12 protein-coding genes are annotated in these 18,864 nt (G+C 66.5%); 5 read left to right on the top strand and 7 right to left on the bottom strand.

All coding sequences use genetic code 11. The features are described from left to right. Positions 1-26: 26 nt before the first annotated feature. The 3 genes from AC5P6X_RS11410 to AC5P6X_RS11400 are packed head-to-tail and all read right to left on the bottom strand — an operon-like array spanning position 27 to position 4,992. Positions 27-1,331, bottom strand: a complete 1,305-nt coding sequence (locus tag AC5P6X_RS11410; protein WP_108269832.1) for an MFS transporter — start codon at positions 1,329-1,331, stop codon at positions 27-29. Next, positions 1,328-3,556 carry an oligoalginate lyase gene (locus tag AC5P6X_RS11405; RefSeq protein WP_088436511.1) on the bottom strand — a complete coding sequence of 743 codons (2,229 nt, stop codon included), beginning with the start codon at positions 3,554-3,556 and terminating at the stop codon, positions 1,328-1,330. The genes AC5P6X_RS11410 and AC5P6X_RS11405 overlap by 4 nt, the downstream gene beginning before the upstream one ends. After that, complete coding sequence (locus tag AC5P6X_RS11400) at positions 3,553-4,992, bottom strand: polysaccharide lyase 6 family protein (RefSeq protein WP_099605209.1); 1,440 nt, start codon at positions 4,990-4,992, stop codon at positions 3,553-3,555. Before AC5P6X_RS11400 ends, AC5P6X_RS11405 begins: the two co-directional genes overlap by 4 nt. Before the next feature lie 241 nt (positions 4,993-5,233). On the opposite strand from AC5P6X_RS11400, the gene AC5P6X_RS11395 reads away from it, so the two are divergent. The 4 genes from AC5P6X_RS11395 to AC5P6X_RS11380 all read left to right on the top strand — a co-directional run bounded on the left by AC5P6X_RS11395 (position 5,234) and on the right by AC5P6X_RS11380 (position 11,670). Beyond that, the gene (locus AC5P6X_RS11395) at positions 5,234-8,125 is read left to right on the top strand and encodes a TonB-dependent receptor (protein ID WP_108269834.1); all 2,892 of its coding nucleotides are present in this window, start codon (positions 5,234-5,236) and stop codon (positions 8,123-8,125) included. A gap of 102 nt (positions 8,126-8,227) precedes the next feature. Continuing rightward, on the top strand, positions 8,228-8,971 hold the full coding sequence (locus tag AC5P6X_RS11390) for a FadR/GntR family transcriptional regulator (protein ID WP_057501701.1): 744 nt from the start codon (positions 8,228-8,230) through the stop codon (positions 8,969-8,971). Between the two features lie 117 nt (positions 8,972-9,088). Then, positions 9,089-10,855: a wall associated protein gene (locus tag AC5P6X_RS11385; protein ID WP_108269835.1), complete on the top strand. Its 1,767-nt coding sequence runs from the start codon at positions 9,089-9,091 to the stop codon at positions 10,853-10,855. Between the two features lie 215 nt (positions 10,856-11,070). Further along, positions 11,071-11,670: an NADPH-dependent FMN reductase gene (locus AC5P6X_RS11380; protein ID WP_108269836.1), complete on the top strand. Its 600-nt coding sequence runs from the start codon at positions 11,071-11,073 to the stop codon at positions 11,668-11,670. A gap of 19 nt (positions 11,671-11,689) precedes the next feature. Here AC5P6X_RS11380 and AC5P6X_RS11375 read toward each other — a convergent pair whose 3' ends face one another. Then, positions 11,690-13,336 (bottom strand): fatty acid--CoA ligase, encoded by a 1,647-nt coding sequence (locus AC5P6X_RS11375; protein WP_108269837.1) that lies wholly within the window; start codon positions 13,334-13,336, stop codon positions 11,690-11,692. A gap of 129 nt (positions 13,337-13,465) precedes the next feature. Between AC5P6X_RS11375 and AC5P6X_RS11370 the strand changes: the two genes are divergently transcribed. After that, entirely contained in the window at positions 13,466-14,140 is a 675-nt protein-coding gene (locus tag AC5P6X_RS11370; protein WP_049452421.1) for a response regulator transcription factor, read from the top strand. 4 nt (positions 14,141-14,144) lie between these two features. Here AC5P6X_RS11370 and AC5P6X_RS11365 read toward each other — a convergent pair whose 3' ends face one another. Genes AC5P6X_RS11365 through AC5P6X_RS11355 form a run of 3 tightly spaced genes read right to left on the bottom strand, consistent with a single transcriptional unit; the run spans position 14,145 to position 18,862 of the window. Then, positions 14,145-17,474: a hybrid sensor histidine kinase/response regulator gene (locus AC5P6X_RS11365; RefSeq protein WP_108269839.1), complete on the bottom strand. Its 3,330-nt coding sequence runs from the start codon at positions 17,472-17,474 to the stop codon at positions 14,145-14,147. Between the two features lie 36 nt (positions 17,475-17,510). Next, a complete protein-coding gene (locus tag AC5P6X_RS11360; protein ID WP_049450730.1) occupies positions 17,511-17,987 on the bottom strand; it encodes a MaoC family dehydratase in 477 nt (158 codons plus the stop codon). Further along, complete coding sequence (locus tag AC5P6X_RS11355; protein ID WP_005409746.1) at positions 17,984-18,862, bottom strand: alpha/beta fold hydrolase; 879 nt, start codon at positions 18,860-18,862, stop codon at positions 17,984-17,986. The genes AC5P6X_RS11360 and AC5P6X_RS11355 overlap by 4 nt, the downstream gene beginning before the upstream one ends. Positions 18,863-18,864 lie beyond the last annotated feature (2 nt).

Below are 18,864 nucleotides of genomic sequence, written 5' to 3'. Positions count from 1 at the left end.
TTTGCGGGGGAATGAAAAGCGTGGGCTCAACCGCCGCGGCGGTCGAGCTTGTGGATAGGTCCGGTCCACCACCACAGCGCGGCCAGCGACAGCGGCACCAGGGCGGCAACGAGGATGAAGATCGGGGCATAGGAGTGGCGGGTCAGCACCGGCACCAGCCAGGTGGTGATCAAGGTGCCGGCCACGGCGGCCAGGCCACCCAGGCCCGCCAGCGTGCCCACCGAGCGGCCGTCGAACAGATCGCCGGGAAGGGTCTGGATGTTGCCGATGGCCACCTGGAAGCCGAACAGCACCGCAGCGATCGCCAGCACCGCCAGCAGCGGATGGTTGGCCAGCACGGCACCCAGCAGGGCAGGAGCCATGACCACGCAGCCCAGCGTTATGGACAGCTTGCGGGCGCGGTCCACGCTGTGCCCGGCGCGGATCAGGCGCCCGGAGAGCCAGCCGCCGCTGAGGCTGCCCAGCATCGCGCCGACAAACGGCACCCAGGCGAACAGGCCGATCTGCTTGATGTCGAAGCCGAAGGTTTCAGCCAGGTAGATCGGCAGCCAGGACACGAACAGCCACCAGATCGGGTCCAGCAGGAAGCGGCAGGCGAGCATGCCCCAGCTCTGCCGGTGGGCCAGCAGCTCACGAACGCTGGCCTTCGGCGCCACCACCGCCTGTTGCCCGGCCTGGTCTTCCTGAATCAGCCGGCGCTCGGCATCGCTCACCCACGGATGCTTGTCCGGCCCGGCGCGGTAGACAAACAGCCACGGCAGCAGCCACAGGAAACCTATGGCACCGACCAGCACGAAGGTACCGCGCCAGCCCAGCCACAGGTACAGGCCGGCGATGGCCGGCGCGGAAACGATCGCGCCGATCGACGCGCCGGCGTTGAACACGCCTTGCGCCAGTGCGCGCTCGCGCGCCGGGAACCACTCGGCATTGGCCTTCACCGCGCCCGGCCACGCGCCTGCTTCGCTGATGCCCAGCATCGCCCGCACCAGGCTGAAGGACAGCATCGAATGGGTGATCGAGTGCAGGGCGATGGAGATCGACCACACGCTGATCGACAGGGCGAAACCCAAGCGCGTGCCGATCATGTCGAACAGGCGGCCGAACAGGAACTGGCCGGCGGCGTAGAACAGCATGAACACCGTCACCAGCAGGGCGTAGTCATCCTTGGTCGCGCCCACTTCCCTGGCGATTTCCGGCCACATCACCGCCAGTGCGTTGCGGTCGATGTAGTTGATGACCGTGGCCACGGCAATCAGGCCCACGATCAGCCAGCGCACGGCTGAACGCACCGGCACCTTGCGCAGCTTGGCCACCACCGCAGGGCCGTTCATTTGCCGTCACCCTTGCTGCGGTCCAGGCGCGCATGGCTGCCGTTCCAGCGGTAGACGTGGCCGTCGACGGTCACGCTGTGCTCGCCCTTGGCGCTGCTGTCGTCGGCCACGCCCAGGGCGATGCGTGCACCGCTGGCCAGGCGCAGCTCGATCACCTCGGCATCGCTGCCGCGGGTACGCACGATCTCCCTGATGCGGCTGTCGGCGCCGTGCACGTACTCGGCGGTGCCGTTGTACTCGCCATGCGGCTCCAGCACGCTGAAGAAGGTGACGTCCTTGTGGCCGTCCACGCGCTGCAGCAGGGCAGGCTCACGGCGCAGGTTGAATTCCGGATCGTTCGCGCCGCTTTCCACCAGCAGCGCCTGCGCCGGCGCACTGCTGCCGAAGCGGTAGGTGTAGAAGCGCCCGTCCAGCAGCCACGCCAGCGACCGCGGCTCGCTGCCGGGTTTGCTGCGTGCATCCAGCCACAGGTGCTGGTAGCCGTTGTCCTTGCCCAGCACCGGGCGCTGGCTGGGGAAGTGCTCGGCCTCGAAGCCGGTGGTGACGATGTGGCCGTTGAAGTGCAGCGGCAGGTCGTAGCGCGCGGCCTTGTCGCCGTGCACCTGCAGCAGGTCCAGCACCACCGGCAGGCCCAGGTCGGGGTGGCGCAGCAGCGCCTGGGTGCGGGTGAACGCCACGCCGGGATAGGCATCGCGCATCGTTGCCGAGGCAATCTGGGTATCGGCATCGGCCTGGAAGAAGCGCACCTGCGGGGCATGCGCCTCGCCACGCTTCCAGTCGCCGTTGAAGTGGCTCTGCTCGTCCACCACCAGGGTGTTGTGGGCCACGGTCTGCTTGGCCCAACTGCGGTTCTCGGCCAGGTAGATGCCACCGCGCTTGGCTTCCACGTTGAGGAAGCGGGCGGCGCCGTAATCGGTCACCACCGGGTTGCCGTTGTCGTAGAACAGCCAGTTGAGCTTGTCGAAGTGGCCGTGGCCCATGCCCTGCATCGTGTCCTTCTGCACCAGTGCCTGGCCGCGTTCGCCGTTCATGCGCAGAATCGCCAGGCCGCCGCGGTCGCCGTCGGGGCCATCGCGCAGCAGCATCGGGCGGTAGTCGAAGGGCTTGGCCTTGTTGGCGGCCAGTGCCTGCGCCACCTGCAGGCCTTCGGGTGACAACAGCAGGCGCTTCTGCTGCTGGGCCACCGACAACAGGCGGTCATCACCGGTGCGCGCATAGGCGATGCCGATGCCGGCCACCAGCTCTTCGGTGTCGATGCCCTTGTCCAGAATCGCATCGTTGATCGGGAAGAACAGGCCGCCATAGCTGGACTGCACCAGCACATCCACCGCCTTCAGCAGCACGCCATCGCGACGCGCGAAGATCTTCCGCTGCGGCTCATTGCGTTCGATGGCGCTGGCGAACAGCAGGAACGGCGCCAGTGCATAGCGCTGGTAGTAGGGGCCTTCCTCGTAGTAGCCATCGGGCGAGAACAGCAGGTCGATCTGCCGCAGGAAGCCGAACTTGTCGTCCTTCTGGCTGCCGCGCAGGGACTTCTCCACCAGTTCCTGGTCGCGCAGCACGTAGCCGGTCATGCCGGTGGCGGCCACCGCCCACGTGGCGTGGTTATGGATCTGGTCGTAGTTCTTCGGTTCGCTGACGAGGAACTCGGCCATCGGCCGGAACACCTTCGATTCGATGGTGTCGCGGTCCTCGGCGGACAGCGCGTCACGGATCGCGTCATAGCCCTGAATGGCGTTGACCAGCCATACCGAATCGTTGAGCACCTGCCAGAACACGCGGCCGGGAATCTGGCCCCTGCCTTCCGGGTGCGGGCCGAGCGTCGGGTACAGCTCGGCATACTGCAGCAGCATGTCGCGCGCGTAATCCACGTAGGTCCTGTCGCCGGTCAACCGGTACAGCGTGCCCGCCGCCAACAGTGCCTGGTAGTTGCGCTTGTGCTGTTCATGGGTGCGCCCGCCGCCCTTGTCCCTGGGCACCGGCACGTCGATGCCGGCCTTCATCATCTTCTTCAGTGTTGCCTCGGTGCGCGCCTGCTCCTTGGCGAACCACGGGTAGCGGCGGCCTTCGCTGGCCATCTGCTGCCAGTGCGCAGCGGTGACCAGCACCGGCGCGGTGTCGGCCTGCCGCGCAGCGGCAGCGGGCGCTGCGAGCAGCGACGCGGTCGGCAGCAGGGCGAAGGGGGCGGCCAGGGCCAGGGAAACGAACAGCGGCTGCAACCTCATCGATCAACTCCATTGCGGGTGCGTGACAGGGCAACTTCGCCCACCTTGGGATACCAGGCGACGCCGGTCGCCTCGCGCGCGGTCATCGCTAGGGCAGGATCGGCGCCCACGGCGGGCAGGGCAGGCGTGGCCACCCACAATCCGCTGGCAGCCTGCTGCAGGCTGACGCCACGGCCTTCTACGCCACCCGGGAACACGGTGCTGGCTGCCGGCGACTGCACGTTGCCGCTGAAGTCGATGCCGGTCAGCGAACTGGCGGCAGTTGGCGGGTTGCTGCTGTTGCGGTTGACGATCAGGTTGCCGGTGAAGCGGCTGCTGCTGGCGGCGACCACGATGCCTTTGGCTTCATCGTGGCCGACGCCGAAACTGATCTTCGCCACGTCCACGAAGGTGTTGCGATTGATCGTGGCATTCACCACCGGCGCATAGCCGGACAGCGGAGGACTGGCCTGCGCATCCATCACCGCCAACGCCGAACGGTTGCTGGACCCGGCCAGCCGCTCGAAGTAGTTGTTGCTGACGGTCTGGTCGGCGTTGATGATGCGTACGCCGCCGGTGCCGGCCTTGTCATCGCCGAGGAAGACGTTGTCGATCACCCGGTTGCCGTTGCCATGGCGCAGGGTCAACGCGCCGGCCGAACGGTAGAACACGTTGCCGCGGTAGGTGTTGCCGCCGGACTTGTTGCTGATGATCTCGGTCTCGCCGTCGCAGCCTTCGAACCAGTTGTTCTCCACCGTGCTGTTGGAATCGCTCAGTGAGCTGTCGCTGGTGCCGACGCGGATCGTTTCGCCCCCGTTGACGCCCAGCGCCGGGCGCGGCCCGAACCAGTTGTGGTCGATACGGTGCTGGTTGTCCAGGCCCTGGGTGGCATCGCGCACCACCACCACGGTCGGCCCGGCGTTGGTCTTGCCGCGCAGCTGGCTGTGATCCAACCGGTTGTTGCTGCCATACAGCGATACCCAGTAGTCCTGGTCGCTGGCATCCGGGTTGGCGTAGTCATCGATCACCAGGCCGGTGACGCGGCTGTTGCTGGCGACGGCCTTGCTCGACTCGCGGAACGCCACCACCGCATCACCCGGCGCATAGCCGTTGCGGAACACCAGGTTGGACACCTGCAGGTAGCTCCCGGCCAGGCGCAGGTCCGAGCGCCCGCTGAGGACGACCTTGCCGGCGGTCTGCGCGCGCAGCACGATCGGTGCGGCTGCCGTGCCCTGACCCTTAAGCAGCAGCCGGGCATCGGTCCAGGTGCCGTCAGCCAGCACGATCTCATCGCCAGGCTGCAGCGCCGAGGCGGCGGTAGTGAACTCCGCGACATCGTGGACGAGCCAGCTGGCTGCACTCGCTGCTGAAGTGGTCAGGCACATTGCCAGGCCAGTGGTCAGGCAAAACAGCCATGAATCATTGGATCGGTGACGCGCCAGCGAGTGAATGCGCATGAAATCCTTCCAGGGACGGCCGGGCCGTCGTTTCAGGGTGGGCCTGCATACCACTTTCGGGTCTGTTGTAAGCCAGCTTTCGCGCAAAGTCATGCTGCATGAGCACATTAAATTGCGATCAAGTGGTATGGATCAAAGGCATTTGAACAATCGCATACCAATTGGTTGACATTTTCATGTCGCCGTGCCGAAGCTGCGTCCCACGCCTGGCATGCAGGCGATCCTTTGGGAGGAGGAAACCATGCGGCGACCCGCCGGAGCAGTGCACAGCATCTCGTTGTCCCCCACACCCCTGATCGTGGCGCTGCTCGCCGTGCTGGCGGGGCTGCCCACGGCCCAGGCGCAATCCGGCAAGGACGCGGCAGGGCAGGATCCCACCACGCTAGACCAGGTGCAGGTCACCGGCATCCGCGAATCGATGCAGAGTTCGATCAACAGGAAGCGCGATGACACGGTCATTGCCGACGTGCTCTCGGCCGATGACATCGGCGACCTGCCGGCGCCCTCGCTGGCCGATGCGATCGAGACCCTGACCGGCGCCGCTTCGACCCGCGACAAGACCGGCGCCTCGGAAATCTCCATCCGTGGCCTGGGCGCCTTCCTCAGCAGCACCAACTTCAATGGCCGCGAGATCACCAACGGCAGCGGCGACCGCTCGGTGAACTTCAACATGTTCCCCGCCGAGCTGATCAATACGGTGGCCATCTACAAGACCCAGCGCGCCGACATCATCGAAGGCGGCGTGGCTGGCACTATCGGCCTGGAAACAGTGCGCCCACTGGAGTACGGCAAGCGTGCGGCGCAGCTGGACCTGCGCGGCAGCTGGGCCGAGTATGACAAGAAGTACCGCGACGACGACGGCATCGGCCATCGCGGCACCGCCAGCTACATCGACCAGTTCGAGTTCGGCAACGGGCAGAAGCTGGGCATCTCGCTGGGCTTCCAGCGCCTGGACGGCACCGACCCGGAAGAGAGCATCACCAGCGGTTCCACCTGGTATGCCTGCGATGGCACGCAGAACGTGGGCAATGCCAACTGCAATGAAGTGTCCGCGAAGGCCATCGCCAACGGCGCGCCGTACTACCTTGTGCCAAGCAGCCGCATCTACCGGCTCAAGCAGGAGCGTAACGACCGGCAGAGCGAGTTCGCCGCATTGCAGTGGCGGCCCAATGACGTGGTTGAAGTGAACCTCGACTTCGAACACACCGAGCGCAACTGGTACGAGAACCGCAGCGACCTGAGCCTGTCCAACGCCCGCCGTGGCATCACCCGGCGCGAGGTGGACGAGGACGGCATCGTGCGCCACCTGCATGGCAGCACCTCGATTGATTCCACCTCAAACCGCTACTGGCGTGGCGAGGAGTACACCGGGGGTGGCCTGAACCTGATCCTGCGACCGACCCCGGCCTGGGAACTGTCCACCGATCTTTCGTACTCGCACACCAATCGCCTCGACAGCGAGCGCATGACCCGCCTTCGTGCCAACCAGCGCGACGTCAACAATGCCATCGTGCCGGGCATCAGCAGTGGTGCCACCGGCTACGTGGACTATGACTGGGACTGGCACGGCGAAGTGCCCAGTGTCGCGCTGGCGCCGAACTTCGACCCCAACAACTGGGACGCCTACACCGGCGCGGCGCGCGTCACCTCCAGCGCAACGGAGAACGACCACAGGATCAAGGCCGGCCGCTTCGACGCCAGCTTCATGCCCGAGTCCGGTTTCTTCACCCGTATCAAGGGTGGCGTGCGTGCCAGCCAGGCGGACTACCGCCTGCGCGACAACACCCTGGTAAGCGATTACGACCAGCGCGTGGCGGCCGACAAGGCGAAGATCATCGCCGCCAACCAGGCCTGCCGCGCGCCGTTCCCACAGGATGACTTCATGGATGCCGCCAGCGGCAACACGATCTCCTCGTGGGCGTACTTCGATCCGAACTGCCTGTACCAGTCGTTCCGTGGCAGCCTCGACAGTGGGTTGGATCCGGGTTTCCAGGATCCGAACAATGTCGATATCACCGAGAAGACACGCGCGCTCTATCTGATGGGGGAGTTCAGCAGCAGCCTGTTCGGCTTGCCGGTGACCGGCAACCTCGGCCTGCGCTGGGTCAAGACCGATGTTCGCTCCGAAGGCGTGCGTACCGGGCTGCGTATCGAGGACAATGGTGACGGCACGATCCGCCTGCAACCCACCGGTGCGTACAGCACGCAGGTGTTCAAGGCGGGCAACGACAAGCTGCTGCCTAGCCTCAACGCGGTCTTCGCACTGCGCCCGGACGTGTTGCTGCGGGTCGGTGCATACCGCGCGATGTCGCGACCGGACATCGCCGCGCTGGGTGCCGGGCGCACCATCAACGTGAGCAGTGATGCCACCTACGGCAATCTGGCCGACGCGCTGGATGACATCAGCGCCAGCGGCAACCCCGCCGCGCAGCCGCTGATGTCCTGGAACGGCGACCTGTCACTGGAGTGGTACCCGAACCCGGACACGATGCTGGCCGGCGCGGTGTACTGGAAGCAGTTCAACGGCGGCACCGCCACTGCGCTGGTGCCGGAGACCTACACCATCGACGGCCAGAGCGTGACCGTGCCGGTACGCCAGCAGGTAACCACCGACGAGGACAGCACGCTGACCGGCTTCGAGCTGACCGCCACCCATCGACTGTCGTACCTGCCCAAGCCGTTCGACGGACTGGGCTTCAAGGTCAGTTACAACTACGCCGATGCCGACTACCGGACCCAGGACTCGCGACTGGGCGAGCAGCTGGCCAGTGACGGCACGATCCTTCCGGCGATCGTGCCGCCGGCGGGTCTCAGTGGCTTCTCGCGGCACGTCCTGTCAGGTTCGATCTACTGGGACGTCGGACGTTTCAACATCCAGGCCATCGGCAAGTTCCGCTCGCACTACTACCAGGACTTCACCGGCAATACCGCGCAGCAGAACCGCTACTACGATGACAACACCAGCGTGGACCTGCGCCTGCGCTACCGGGTGAACAAGCAGTTGTCGCTGTCGCTGGAGATGATGAACCTGACCAACGAGCCGCGCGTGGCCTACCAGCCGCTTTATGGGAACTTCCGCGAAGTGGTGACCTACGGGCGGCGTGCGTATTTCGGTGTACGATACAAGTTCTGAACAGGGCGGCGTGGCCAGCGGTCGCGCCGTCGCTCCAACCGGACCCTTGCCGGCCGCGGTGGCAGGGCAGGGACCGGGAAGGAATCGCCAAGGGTCAGCCGCATGTCCGCCAACCGCCTTTACCAGACCATCGCTGCCAAGCTCCGCAAGCTGATCGAGGACGGCGAATTTCCGCCAGGCTCGCGGCTGCCGGGCGAGCGTGAACTGGCCGAACGGTTCGGTGTCAGCCGGGTCACCATCCGCGAAGCCGAGATTGCACTGGAAGCACAGGGCTGGATTGCGATCCGCATCGGATCGGGCGTGCATGTGAAGCCGCGCCCGACGCAGGCGTCCGGCGGGCTGCCGGATGTCAGCGCCTTCGACCTCACCGCTGCCCGCGCGGTATTCGAGGCCGAGGCCGCCGCTCTGGCGGCAAGCAATCTGGACGATGCCGGCATCGCCGAACTGCGGGTGCTGGCCGAAGCGCTGTGCCGTCGCGACCTGAGCGACGCGGAAGCCGGCGAGTACGATCGCCGTTTCCATCTGACCATTGCCCGCCTCTCAGGCAATCCGGTGGTGGAGTACTTCGTGCAGCAGATCTGGCGCATGCGCAGCGAACTGCCGCGGGTGACCGAGGTCTATTCGCGGGTCTGCCATGATGATGGCGCCAGCCGTGCCGACGAACACATGGCCATCTTCGAAGCACTGCGCGCACGCGATCCGGTGGCCGCGCGCAATGCCATGCGCCATCATTTCCAGCGTCTGTTCGAAGCCATGCTGCAGGCGACCGAAAGCCAGGCGCTGGAGGAGATCCGCCGCCGCACGCAGCAGGACCGCGAACGGTTCATGGCCACGACGCGTATCTGAGTAACGGCGTTTCCAGGGCCGCCGGGGCGGGTCAGGACGCTGTGACGTGCGGGGAATCATCCTTGCCGGTGCCGACGAGCGCGAAGTAAGCTCTGCTTCGTCGACGAGGGGGACACCATGTACGCAAGGATCGCGGCAGCTGCGCTGCTGTGTATGACGGCCCTGCCTGCGTCGAGCGCCAACCGCGGCTCGACGGTGATGGAGGATTACGCGGCGGCGCTGAATGCCCGCGGGCAGATTCTGCAGTTGGATACCGGTGACATGTTCGGGGAAAGGATCGGGCTGTTTACCGGCTCGGTGGAATTCCTGCAGACCGACGTCGACCTGCCGGGCAACAGTGCGCTGGAGGTGGGCATCAAGCGGCGCTTGGTGGCAGGTGCGCAGGGCCGGCAGGGATTGGGCATGTTCGGGGTGTGGGACCTGGCCCTGCCCAGGGTGCATGGGACGTTCAGCACCCAGGGTGGATGGAAGAATTACGTGGTGGCCGAGCCGCTCAACCGCTGTTCGAAGTTCACCCCGCCTCCAACCGAGATCGTCACGGTGAAGGCACAGACGCCGACCGGGCCAGGGACATTCACCGAGTACTTCAACTCCGACGAGTTCTGGCATGGAACGCAGCTCTACCTGCCAGAGACCGGTGACGAGGATCTGCTCGCGCAAAGCAACGAATGGCCGGTGCCGAGTACAGGGCATGCGTACCCGATGCGAACCAAGAGCGGCAATGTCATCCGCTGCGTCGCCATGGACGACGGGGCAGGTGAGGGCTTCGAAGTCACGACGCCTGCCGGCATCACCTATACGCTCAATCATATGGCCAGCCTTGGCAGCGGACCGCCATTGATCAAGAAGGGATACTCGCGGGGAAACTTCGGCTCGGTTACGGAGTTCGAGTTCGTTCTTTTCCGGCAGGAGTTCCATATTCTTCCGACCAGTGCCCGAGACCGGTTTGGCAATTCGGTGACCTACACGTGGGATCCGGCAAATCCACGGCAGTTGCTGCGCATCGCAGCCAACGATGGCCGCACCGTCGATCTCGAATGGACGGCTGGATCGCCCAGCACGCTGCCAAGCGAAGTGAGCGCGGTCCGTGCGGGCGGGAGGACGTGGACCTACGGTACCGTGGTGGGTGGCTACAAGGTCACCTTCCCGGACCAGTCCTACTGGCAGACTACGGGGTTCAACGTAGGCACCATGGGTGCCGGTGCCGTTCCCGCAGAGCGGGGTTTCTGCCGGAATCCGGGTGTGGTGACCTACGGCCATTCCGGTTCGATCCGCCATCCCAGTGGTGCAGTGGCGAAGTATCGCTTCGAGCCGACGCTGCATGGCCGCTCGTGGGCGCGTTATGGCTGCAATATGGCCGACAGCACCGGTAGCGGGTTCCTCGACTCGATCGAATACACGCCCGCGAGGTACTACACGTGGTCGCTGGTTTCCAGGACAGTCACCGGGCCGGGCATCGACCAGCCTTATACGTGGGCCTACAGTTACGGCCCGGCCAACGGGTGCTATGCCGACGGCAGCAAGGAACTGTGCCAGGCCAATTCGCCGGCCACGAAGTGGGTGGACGTCAAGGATGCAGAGGGCGTCACCACCCGGCACACCTTTGGCAATCGATTCAATGTGGACGAAGGCTATCTGCTTTCCTCGGTCCAGCCGGGCCGCGCCACCACCCTCAGCTATCAGCTTGACGCTTCCGGCAGCTATCCGGCATTGGCCGGGCGACCGGCATATCAGCGTGCCAGCGGAATCATCGCAGCCAAGCAGATACCGTTGCTGCAGAAGGTCATCGAGCAGGATGGCGTACGCTACATCTGGAAGGTCAATACGTTCGACAGCATGGCACGACCTGTGTCCATCACTGAAGCCAGCCAGCCCGTGCAGTAGGCGTACGATGTGGCAGGACAGGGGCCGCAACGCGGGCAGTGGCACGTGCTGGATTGCCCTGCCGCGCCCTGTTCGCCCTGGAAAAGGGAGCAGCAAGGACGAAGGCACTACACCGCCGGAACCGTGATCCTCTGCAGATCCAGTCTGGCCCTGGCCCACCCGTGCTGTCGGTGTCTGTCCCGTGACCCCGCACCGACGCATCCGAGGAATCCCGCATGTCCGACACCCCTCCACCGCTGAACATCCTGGCGTTTGCCGGCAGCCTGCGCAGCAACAGTTACAACCGGCGCCTGGTCAGGGCAGCAGCAGGCGCCGCGCCTGCGGGCCTGCTGCTGACCGTGCATGACACCATCGCCGATATTCCGCTGTTCGACGAAGACCTGGAAGCCGCCGACCCGGCCGGCCCTGCCGGGGTCAAGCGCCTGCGCGCGGCGATTGCGGCCGCTGACGGCGTGCTGATCGCCACGCCGGAGTACAGCCAGTCACTGCCCGGCGTACTCAAGAACACGCTCGATTGGCTGTCCCGCGACGATGCCGAGTACCGCGCGGTACTTTCGGCCAAGCCGGTGGCGATCATCGGCGCTACGCCGGGCCGCTGGGGCACCAAACTGGCACAGTCGCAGCTGCGCCATACACTGACCGCCATGGGCGCATTGACCATGGCCTCGCCACAGCTCTATGTGGCCGAAGCAGCGGCCGCCTACGACGATGACGCGGAAGATTTCGACGCGGCGACGCGCAAGCGCCTGCAGCGCTTCCTGGAGGGATTCCAGAGCTGGGTCCAGCTGCTGCAGGGTGGGTCGTCGCGCGGTTGAGCGGTGCCGGCAGAGGCCGTCATCGCCCGCCGGTGCCAAGGACCGGATCATGCAGCCCGCGCAGCTTCTTCTTGTTGATCTTGCCCACGCTGGTCCGCTCGATTGCATCCACGAAGCTCACGCGCTCCGGGATCGCATAGCGTGAGATGTCTCCGGAACGGCTGCGCGCCGCGACCAGTTCGATGATCTCCGCTTCGGCCACATGGCTTCCCGGCTTCCTGACCACCAGTGGCAATGGCCGCTCGCCCCATTTCGTGTCGGCGATACCGATCACCGCGACCTCGCTGACCGCCGGGTGCAGTGCGATGATGTCTTCCAGCGCGAGCGAGGAGATCCATTCGCCCCCGGTCTTGATCACGTCCTTGATGCGGTCGGTGACACGCAGGTAGCCAGCTTCGTCGATGTTGCCGATGTCGCCGGTGTGCAGGTAGCCGCCCGCCCACAGCGTTGCCGAAGCCTCGGGATCGTGCAGGTAGCCCTGGGTCAGCCAGGGGGCGCGCGCCACCACCTCACCGGTGGCGACGCCATCGTGGACGACATCGCCCATGTCCGGGTCGACGATGCGCAGGTCCACCAGCGGCACCGGAATGCCGGCCTTGGTGCGCAGTGACAGCACCTCGTCGGCATGGGTCACGCTGTCCACGTCGATCTGGGCGATGGTGAGCAGAGGGCAGGTCTCGGACATGCCATAGCCGCCGAAGATGTCGATGCCCCGCGCCAGTGCGCGCTGCGCCAGGGCACGGGGCAGCGCGGCACCGCCGATGATCACCTTCCAGCCCTCCAGGTCGGTCTGCGCGGCGTCCGGGTGCTCCAGCAGCATGTGCAGGATGGTTGGCACGCAGTGCGAGAAGGTCACCTTTTCGCGGGCGATCAACGCCAGCAGTTTCGCAGGCAGGTAGCGCCCCGGATAGACCTGCCTGATGCCCATCGCGGTAGCCACGTAGGGCAGGCCCCACGCGTGCACATGGAACATCGGGGTGATGGGCATGTAGACATCGTCACGATGCAGGCGGCCCTGGCGAGGTGCGCCGCCGAGCGCGGCCATCGCCGCCAGCGAATGCAGCACCAGCTGCCGGTGGCTGAAATAGACCCCCTTGGGCAATCCGGTGGTTCCGGTGGTGTAGAACACCGTGGCACGGGCATTCTCGTCGAAGTCCGGGAAGCGGCCGACCGGCGTGGCACCGCGCAACCCCGCTTCGTACTCGGTGGCGAAGCCTGGCGGCAGCGGGCCACCGGCATCGTCCAGCAGGATGCGCGTGCGCAGGTCCGGCAGCTGCTCGTCGATGGCGTCCAGCAGCGGCAGGAACTCGCGGTTGGCCAGGATCACCCGCGCGCCGCTGTGGTTCAGCGTGTACGCGATCTGCTCGGGGGCCAGGCGCACATTCACCATCATCAGCACCGCACCGATCATCGGAACCGCGAAGTAGGCCTCCAGGTAGCGGTTGCTGTCCCAGTCCATCACCGCCACCGTGTCGCCGTGGCCGACGCCCAACGAGGTCAACAGGCCGGCCAGCTGGCCGATGCGCGCCTGCAGGGTGCGGTAATCGAATCGGACCCTATCGCCATAGACGACTTCCTGTTCAGGACTCACCGCCAGCGGCATCAGCAGCAGCTGCTTGATCAGCAGTGGATAGGCATGGGCATCGGGAGTGGGGGCGGATGACATGGCATTTCCTCGTGGGCGGCGTTGCGGTCGCCGGCCTTCTCCGCACCACACTATCAAGCCCTTCCTGCTGTACCAGCGTACCTAGGTACCTGTTCCCGCGCGCAGCCGATTTGATAATCTCGCCAGGACATGCCAACCCTGCTCATCGCCGACGATCACCCCTTGTTCCGTGCGGCACTGCATCGCGCGGCGGAAGAGGCGGTCGCCGATCTGCAGATCAGCGAGGCGGATTCACTGGACAGCGTGCTGGAGGCGATCGAGAACCAGTCGATCGACCTGATGCTGCTGGACCTGCACATGCCGGGCAACCATGGGCTGGCCGGGCTGGCGACCATTCGTGCGCTGCAGCCGGGCCTGGCGATCATCATCGTCTCCGCCAACGAGGAGCCGCAGGTGATCCGGCGCGCCATCGACCTCGGCGCCGCGGGCTACCTGCCCAAGAGCTCGGGTTTGAACGAGCTGCAGTCCGCGCTGCAGTCCGTGCTGGAGGGCGAACGCTGGATCCCGGCGCTGCTGCGCGAGCCGGTGGCGCGGGTAGCGCCGTTCAGCAGGGATGCCGACCTGGCCGCACGCCTGGCCAGCCTGTCCGCACATCAATACAAAGTGCTGGGGCTGGTGGCCGAGGGCCTGCTCAACAAGCAGATTGCCGACCGGCTGGGCGTACAGCTGCGCACGGTCAAGGCGCACATGACACGCATCATGGAGCGGCTGGGCGTGCGCAACCGTGCGCAGGCCATCCGCGTGCTGCACGAAATGGGGTTGGCCGATCCGTCGCGGCAGATCGAAGAGCTGCCCGAGCCCTGAACGGTCAGCGCGTGGCAGTGGCCGCCAGCAGGTGGTTGATCGCCCAGCGCAGCGCCAACGGCTTGAACGGCTTGTTGAGCAGGGACAGCCCAGCGCCGCGCACCGCCTCGCGTGTATCGCTGCCGGTATCCGCACTGAGGATCACCGTCGGTCGCGGTCCATGCATGTCCGCCAGCCGCTGCCACAGCGCAACACCGGTATCGCCGTCATCCAGGTGATAGTCGAACAGCCACAGCGCCGCCTCGTGCGCTGAGGGCCCGATGGCATCGGCGCTGCCTGCCGCGATGACGTCGCAGCCCCAGGAACGCAGCAGTTGCCGCATCGCCTCCAGCGCGTCCGGGTCATTGTCCACTGCCAGTACGCGGAAACCCTTGAGGGCGTTGCTGCCACCCGTCGGTGCCGAACTGCGCGGGGCCACAGGCGGTGCTGCGCGTTGCACGCTGATCGAGAAGGCCGAGCCGTGCCCGGGCACGCTGCGCAGGTGCAAGGGTGCATGCAGCAGATCGGCGATGCGGTGGGCGATGGTCAAGCCCAGTCCCAGCCCCTGGCCGTTGCTGCGATCGACCCGGTGGAACTCCTCGAACACCACCGCGTGCTGCTCCGGAGCAATGCCGGGGCCGGTGTCATGCACGCCGATCATCAGTGCCTGCCCCTGGCGGCGCACACCCAGCAACACACCGCCATGGCGGGTGTAGCGGATGGCATTGGCCAGGAAGTTCTGCAGCACCCGGCGCATCAGCAGGGGATCGCTATGGACCCAGGCCTGGCTCCGCACATGGCGGAACTGCAGGCCGCGCGCCGCCGCCAGCACCGCGAACTCCTGCGCGAGCGGATCCAGCACCGTCGACAGCGCGAACGGGCGCGGATCGGCCACCAACCCACCGGCTTCCAGTCGCGAGATATCGAGCAGGCCGGACAGCAGGTCATCGGTGGAATCCAGTGCGCCGCGGATCTGCTGCAGGAAACTGTCGAGGAACTCGGATTCGATGTGCTGCGACATCGCCTCGGTCAGCAGCTGGGCCGCATGCAGGGGCTGGATGAGGTCATGGCCGACCGCCGTCAGGAAGCGGGTTTTCGCCGCGTTCGCGCGCTCGGCCTCCTGGACCGCCTGCTGCAGCCTCGCGGTGCGGTCCTGTACGCGGCGTTCCAGCGTTTCATTGCTGCTCTTGAGCGCATCCTCCGCGCGGCGGAACGCCGTGACATCGGTGAAGGTGGCCACGTAGCCACCGCCCGGCATCGGGTTGCCGCGGATCTCGACGATGGTGTCATCGGGAAATATCCGTTCCGACAGGTGCGGCGTGCCACGGCGCATGTGCGCGACGCGGCGCTGCAACGCCCTGGTGGGCGTGTCGCCGGGGCCATCGCCGATCTTCAGCTGCCCCAGTGCCCACGCCGTGAGGTTGACCACCGGCTGCCCGACCTGCAGCAGCTCCGGCGGGAACTTGAACAGCGCGGCGTAGCGGCTGTTCCAGGCCACCAGCTGCAGCTGCGCATCGACCACGCTGATGCCCTGGCTCATGTTCTCCAGCGCGGCTTCGAGCAGTCGCTGGTTGAAGCGCAGCACCTGGGTAGCTTCGCCGACGGCGCGGGTCACCGCATCCAGCGGCGCGGCGCCGCCCTCGCGTGCGGCTTCGACCAGCAGCCGTGCCATGCCTGCGCCCACCACGGCCGTCAGCTCACGCTCGACGGCGGTGACCCGGTCGTCATCCAGCATCTGCCCGGCGTGGCCCTCGAGCAGCTGGCGCGCACGCTCCTGGCCAAGGAAGCGTCCGGCGGTCCTGCGCAGGGACGCCGCAGCCACCGCATCCCGCCTCCGCGGCAATGACGGACGCACGGCCCGCGACACCAGGGCCACGGTCAGCAGGTTGACCGCCAGGCTGGCCCCCATGCTGATGGCGATATGCCCCGGCTGCACGCGCAGCGAGACCACCGCCAACCAGTGCAGCCCGTCGGCGCTGACCGACGGCGTCGCGGCCGGGATCACCATCGGCAGCAGTACCAGCCACAGCCAGGCCAATGAGCCCAGCACGATGCCGGCTATGATGGCCGCGGAGGGCGTACGTGGGCGATACACCGCCAGCAGCACAGCCGGTGCCAGCTGCGAGAGGGCGGTGAAGGACATCAGGCCGAAATCGCTGAGTGCCTCGGTGTCGCTCATCGCGCGGCTGTACAGCCACGACATCAGGAACACGGCGAGGATGCCGGCACGGCGGCACGCCAGCACGCGCGGGCGCAGATCGGCATTGGCCACGCCGCCCCCGATGCCACCGAGCAGGCGCGAACCGAATCCATGGTTGCCAAGCATGATCGACAGCGTCAGCCCGGACAGGATCATCATGCCGGTGGCCGCGCTCAGGCTGCCCAGATAGGCCAGCAGCGCCAGCAGATGATGGCCGCCGGCCTGCGGCAGCGCCAGCACGTACAGGTCAGGCGATACCGAGGCCGGCAGCTGCGCGGCGCCGGCCAATGCCATCGGCACCGACGGCAGGCCGATCAGCAGCAGGTAGACCGGGAACATCCAGCGTGCCGTCTTCAGGTCCGATGTCTGGCGAAGCTCGACCACGCCAACATGGAACTGGTGCGGCAGGGTGAACGCGGAGATCGCCCCCAGCGCGACCATGGTGAGATAGTCCGGCACGATGGCCGGTGGTGGCAGCTGCGCCATCTTCTCCAGCAGCGGTGTGCCGGCCTTGTGTACGGACAACGCCGCATACAGGCCAATGGCCAGCAGCGCCACCAGCTTCAATACGGACTCCAGGCCCAGCGCGACCACGATGCCGCGGTTGGGCTCGGTGGCCGAGGCCTTGCGTGCACCGAACAGCAGGGTGAACGCGGCCATCGTCAGCGCGAACCAGAACGACATGTCCAGCTGCGCACCGGCAGGCGCGAACCCATCACCCAGCAGGGTGCCCAGCCCCTGGCTGACGGCTTTCAGCTGCAGTGCGATGTACGGGATGATGCCGAACAGCGCCACCAGGGTGATGGTGAAGCCGAGGCCGCGATCGGCACGCAGTCGTGCAACGACCAGATCGGCGATGGTGGCACTGTTGTGCTGCTTGGCCAGCCGCCCGAGGCGGAGCAGGAACGGCAGGCCGAACGCGAAGATCAGCGCCATGCCGGCCAGGGTTGGTGGAATGGGGAAACCCCATTGCCGCCCCTGCGAGGCCGCACCGTAGTAGGTCCACGCGGTGCAGTGCACGGCCAGCGACAGTGCATAGATGAGCGGCCATGCCTTCGAAAGCCGGTGCCCCCGGCGCTCGCCCCACAGCGCCACGCCAAACAGCAGTGCGGTCCATGCAATGCAGGCGAAGAGGACGATGGAGGGCGTCAACATCGCTCCAGTGTAGGGAGAGAATCGGGCGGGGTGGTGCTAGGGCGTGATCACGATCAGTGACAGCTGCTCAGCGACCAGTGCCAGCTCGCCATCGGCGACCCGCTCGACGGCCTTGCGCTGGATCAGCAGCCACTGGCCGGGCTGGCGCGCATCCAGTGATACCAACTGCGAGCGTACCCGCACCTCGGACCCGCTCGGCACCGGCGCCAGGAAGCGGACCTTGTTCAAGCCGTAGTTGAGCACATGGGCGATGCCGGGGAAGCCGGCCAGGGCGGCCACATCGTCCTCCACCGTCAGCGAGAGCAGCAGGAAGCCGTGTGCGATGGTACGGCCGCCCGGCATCTGCGCCTGCGCCCGCGCTGGATCGACATGGATCCAGTTGTGGTCGCCGGTGGCGTCGGCAAAGGCATCGATGCGCGCCTGGTCCAGGCAGGTCACGCCACTCAGCCGCTCACTGGCGGCCCACTGCTGCACCGCCTGCAGGGCGGGAGGCAGCTCGCTGTCCGCACTCACACCACACGCTCCAGCAAGGCAAGGATCGCGTCACGCGCCTCTGGTTCGGACAGCATCGGAGCGTGGCCGACATCGGGCACCTCCACCAGACGGGCACTTTCCGAGGTGGCCGCCATCTGCCGAGCGACATCGGCCGGCAGGATGTCGGACAGCGCACCGCGTACCACCAGCACCGGCACCCGGGCGGTCAGCCCGCGAACCGCACGCCACAGCAGGGGACGCAACAGCCACAGCAGCCATGGCCGGGTGGTGCGGATCACTGCCGGGTCGTAGTCCAGTTCCAGCAGGCCATCGCTGCGCGGGCGGAAGGTGCGCACCGCCATCTGCCGCCAGTCGTCGGCGCTGAAGCGCGGGAACGCAGCCTTGCCGATGGATTCCACGTAGGCCGTGGCCTGCACCAGGTCCATCGGCGGTATCGGCTTGCCGGCGTACTTGCCGATCCGTGCCAGCGCCTCACGCGGCACCCTGGGGCCGGCATCGTTGAGCACCGCGCCCGCGATCCGCTCCGGCGCGCGCGAAGCGAGGGTGATGGTCACCAGCACGCCCAGTGAGGTGCCGACGAACACCGCCTTGTCGATGTTCTGCGCGCGCAGCAGCGCGACCATGTCATCTGCGTAGGTGCGCGGGTTGTAGCTGGACGGATCATGCGCACGTTCTGAACCGGCGCGGCCACGCAGGTCGACGGCGATCACGCGCCATCCCTCGGCGGTGAGTGTTTCGGCCAGTGCATCGAAATCGGCACCATTGCGGGTCAGGCCGGGAATGCAGACCACGGTGCCGCGGGGCGCCTGCCGGGCGTCCGCTGCATGGTCGCGCGCGTGCAGGCGCAGGCCATCGTCGCTGTTCCAGTACAGGTCGTCGTAAGACTGCGTCATGC

The sequence above is a fragment of the Stenotrophomonas sp. YJH_SMC_40 genome (assembly GCF_059368615.1).
This window is presented reverse-complemented; position numbering and strand designations above follow the sequence as displayed.

What these genes read in the sequence shown, in the direction of transcription:
- AC5P6X_RS11410 (WP_108269832.1), bottom strand. Translation starts at nt 1,331, where the DNA reads ATGAACGGCCCTGCGGTGGTGGCCAAGCTGCGCAAGGTGCCGGTGCGT.
- AC5P6X_RS11405 (WP_088436511.1), bottom strand. Translation starts at nt 3,556, where the DNA reads ATGAGGTTGCAGCCGCTGTTCGTTTCCCTGGCCCTGGCCGCCCCCTTC.
- AC5P6X_RS11400 (WP_099605209.1), bottom strand. Translation starts at nt 4,992, where the DNA reads ATGCGCATTCACTCGCTGGCGCGTCACCGATCCAATGATTCATGGCTG.
- AC5P6X_RS11395 (WP_108269834.1), top strand. Translation starts at nt 5,234, where the DNA reads ATGCGGCGACCCGCCGGAGCAGTGCACAGCATCTCGTTGTCCCCCACA.
- AC5P6X_RS11390 (WP_057501701.1), top strand. Translation starts at nt 8,228, where the DNA reads ATGTCCGCCAACCGCCTTTACCAGACCATCGCTGCCAAGCTCCGCAAG.
- AC5P6X_RS11385 (WP_108269835.1), top strand. Translation starts at nt 9,089, where the DNA reads ATGTACGCAAGGATCGCGGCAGCTGCGCTGCTGTGTATGACGGCCCTG.
- AC5P6X_RS11380 (WP_108269836.1), top strand. Translation starts at nt 11,071, where the DNA reads ATGTCCGACACCCCTCCACCGCTGAACATCCTGGCGTTTGCCGGCAGC.
- AC5P6X_RS11375 (WP_108269837.1), bottom strand. Translation starts at nt 13,336, where the DNA reads ATGTCATCCGCCCCCACTCCCGATGCCCATGCCTATCCACTGCTGATC.
- AC5P6X_RS11370 (WP_049452421.1), top strand. Translation starts at nt 13,466, where the DNA reads ATGCCAACCCTGCTCATCGCCGACGATCACCCCTTGTTCCGTGCGGCA.
- AC5P6X_RS11365 (WP_108269839.1), bottom strand. Translation starts at nt 17,474, where the DNA reads ATGTTGACGCCCTCCATCGTCCTCTTCGCCTGCATTGCATGGACCGCA.
- AC5P6X_RS11355 (WP_005409746.1), bottom strand. Translation starts at nt 18,862, where the DNA reads ATGACGCAGTCTTACGACGACCTGTACTGGAACAGCGACGATGGCCTG.